General features: G+C 66.4%; 3 protein-coding genes and 1 pseudogene. All 4 read right to left on the minus strand.

What is annotated here, in order from left to right; translation table 11 throughout:
• Positions 1 to 25: 25 nt before the first annotated feature.
• Positions 26 to 649, minus strand: a complete 624-nt coding sequence (locus tag EPO09_RS21965; protein ID WP_290646718.1) for a 2'-5' RNA ligase family protein — start codon at positions 647 to 649, stop codon at positions 26 to 28.
• Positions 634 to 864 (minus strand): annotated as a pseudogene (locus EPO09_RS21970) (transposase domain-containing protein); the annotation flags it as partial. The gene EPO09_RS21965 and the pseudogene EPO09_RS21970, both read right to left, overlap by 16 nt.
• A 109-nt stretch (positions 865 to 973) precedes the next feature.
• Positions 974 to 2,233, minus strand: coding sequence for an IS256 family transposase (locus tag EPO09_RS21975; protein ID WP_290646720.1), 1,260 nt, complete (start codon positions 2,231 to 2,233; stop codon positions 974 to 976).
• A gap of 15 nt (positions 2,234 to 2,248) precedes the next feature.
• Positions 2,249 to 2,479, minus strand: a 231-nt coding sequence (locus tag EPO09_RS21980; protein ID WP_290646723.1) for a transposase, incomplete at its 5' end; no start/stop codon positions are given.

The following is a 2,479-nucleotide window of genomic DNA, read 5'->3' on the forward strand; positions in this document are numbered from 1 at the left end:
CGTGCAGACTGCAGTCTGCAGTGCCTCAACGATGGTCAACCAGAGGCCAACGATCAATCCACTGGTGATGGGTGCGTCCGGTATGGCTGAGCACGAGGGCGAACTCATGCGCGGTCCATCGAAGTGGCGGCTCGATGTGCTGCGTGGGAATGGAGCGTGCGTTGTACAGCAGGGTCATGTGTGGCGTGCGTGATGGCGCGGTGCGCAAGCCCACGCGGCGCAGCGCCAGCGTCAAGGTCTGGCGAAGCCGGGCGATGGCTGCATCGCTGCAGGCATCGCAACGCAGCACGAAGGCCTGGTTGGGCTGGAAGCTCAGGGCCTGATCGAAGACGATGTGCAGTGGCGGGCAGTCCACGGTCCTGGCTGCGGCCCTGGCTGCCTCGACCATTGCAAGGGGAATGGTGTGGTGCAGGTCAGTCACCACGTGCAGCGTGATGTGCAGTCTGGCAAGGGCGATGGGCTCGCCGATCAAGCCATGCTGCAGGCGCAGCGCATCGACTCCATCGGCCAAGCGCTGCGCCTGGTCTTGCGGCAAGAACAGGCCGAAGAACAGCTTGTAGCGCTGCGGCATGCCGGGCTGCGCTGGCGGGTCGAGGTCGAAGCACTCGGGCCAGGCTTGCAGGCCCGGCAGACTCAACTGCTGGGGCATGGCTGCCAGCGGTGCGGCAGCAACTCATCGATGCGGTGGTTCGGATGTGCCAGGAGCCGCTCGAGCACGTCCTTGAGGTAGACCCACGGGTCATGCCCATGCAGCTTGGCCGACTGCACCAGGCTCATCACCACTGCGGCGCGTTGGCCAGCGAGTTCGCTGCCGGCGAATAGCCACGACTTGCGGCCCAGCGCCCAGGGGCGCATGAGGTTCTCGATGGGGAGTGTCAGAAATTCTGTGTGCGAGGCGCTCTGAGACTTGTCCACGGCGGCGGGCGTCGCTTGCGACGAACGACCGACGCGGTGGGCAAGTCGGTGCTGCATATTACGCGGCAGCCTTCGTGAAGCGATCCGCGTAGAGGATCGCGAATTGGTTCATCGCCACCTTCCAGTCGTGCGCCGCCCGGCCCCAGTCGGCCGTGATGTTGCGCAGCGCCAGCCAGATCAGCTTCGTAGCCGCATCGTCGCTGGGGAAGTGGCCGCGCGTCTTGATGATCTTGCGCAGCCGCGCGTTGATGCTCTCGATCGCGTTGGTCGTGTAGATCACCTTGCGCACTGCCGGCGGGAACGCGAAGAACGGGATCACGCGATCCCAGGCGCGGCGCCAGGCGGCCGCGACGGTGGGGAACCTCTGACCCCAGGGGCCGCGCTCGAAGGCATCGAGCTCGGCCTGTGCCGCCTCGGCGCTGGTGGCCGTGTAGATCGGCTTGATCGCCGCGGCCAGCGCCTTGCGGTCCTTCCAGCTGGCGTAGTCCAGGCTGTTGCGGATCAGGTGCACGATGCAGGTCTGCAGCGTCGTGGCCGGGTAGACAGCGCCCAGCGCCTCGGGCATGCCCTTCAGGCCATCGGTGACGGCGATCAGGATGTCATTGACGCCGCGGGTCTTCAGGTCGTTGAACACCTTCATCCAGAACTTGGCGCCCTCGGTGTTCTCGATCCACAGCCCGAGGATGTCGCGCGTGCCGTCGGGCAGCACACCAAGCGCCAGGTAGATCGCCTTGTTGCGCACCACCGCGTCCTCGCGGATCTTGACCCGCAGCGCGTCGAAGAACACCACCGGGTACATCGGCTCCAGCGGGCGTGCTTGCCAGGCGGTGACCTCGGCCATGACGGCGTCGGTGACGGAGCTGATGAACTCGGGGCTGACCTCCACCCCGTATTGCTCAGCCAGGAAGCCCTGCACCTCGCGCACGGTCATGCCGCGCGCGTACATGGCCACGATCTTGTCGTCGAAGCCGGTGAAGCGGCGCTCGTGCTTGGGGATGAGCACCGGCTCGAAGGAGCCGTCGCGGTCGCGTGGCACCTCAATGCGAAGCGGCCCGTCGTCGGTCAGCACGGTCTTGCCGCTCTTGCCGTTGCGCTGGTTGCTCGCGTCGTCGGGCCTGGCGGCGCCGGGCGAGTAGCCCAGGTGGTGGCTCAACTCGGCGCCCAGCGCGCGTTCGATCAGCGCCTTCTTGAATGCCAGGGACGCGGCGTTCACCGCCTCGGCGCTCATCGGGCCGCTCACGAACTGGTCAATCAATTCCTTGGGGATCGACGGCAGCGCCGTCTCGGCCGCGTTGGCCGTCTTCGTCTTGCGTGGCATAGATGCTCCTGGTGGTCATGCTATGCCTCGCACACGAAAATCCTGACAGGCTCTCTCGATGTGGTTGTTGTCCACGCTCACCGCGCCGTCGCCCAGGAAGCGGCCGAGCGCGCTCCAGCGCTTGAGGCTGTAGTCGAGCGCGGCGGCGATGCCGCCTCCGTCGGCCACGCGGGTGCGCTCCAGCTTCAGCCACGCATGCAACTCGTCCCACAGTGGCCGGGCGTGTTGCTGTCGATGCGCGAGTCT

Source organism: Aquabacterium sp., assembly GCF_004297345.1.
GTDB lineage: Bacteria > Pseudomonadota > Gammaproteobacteria > Burkholderiales > Burkholderiaceae_C > Aquabacterium.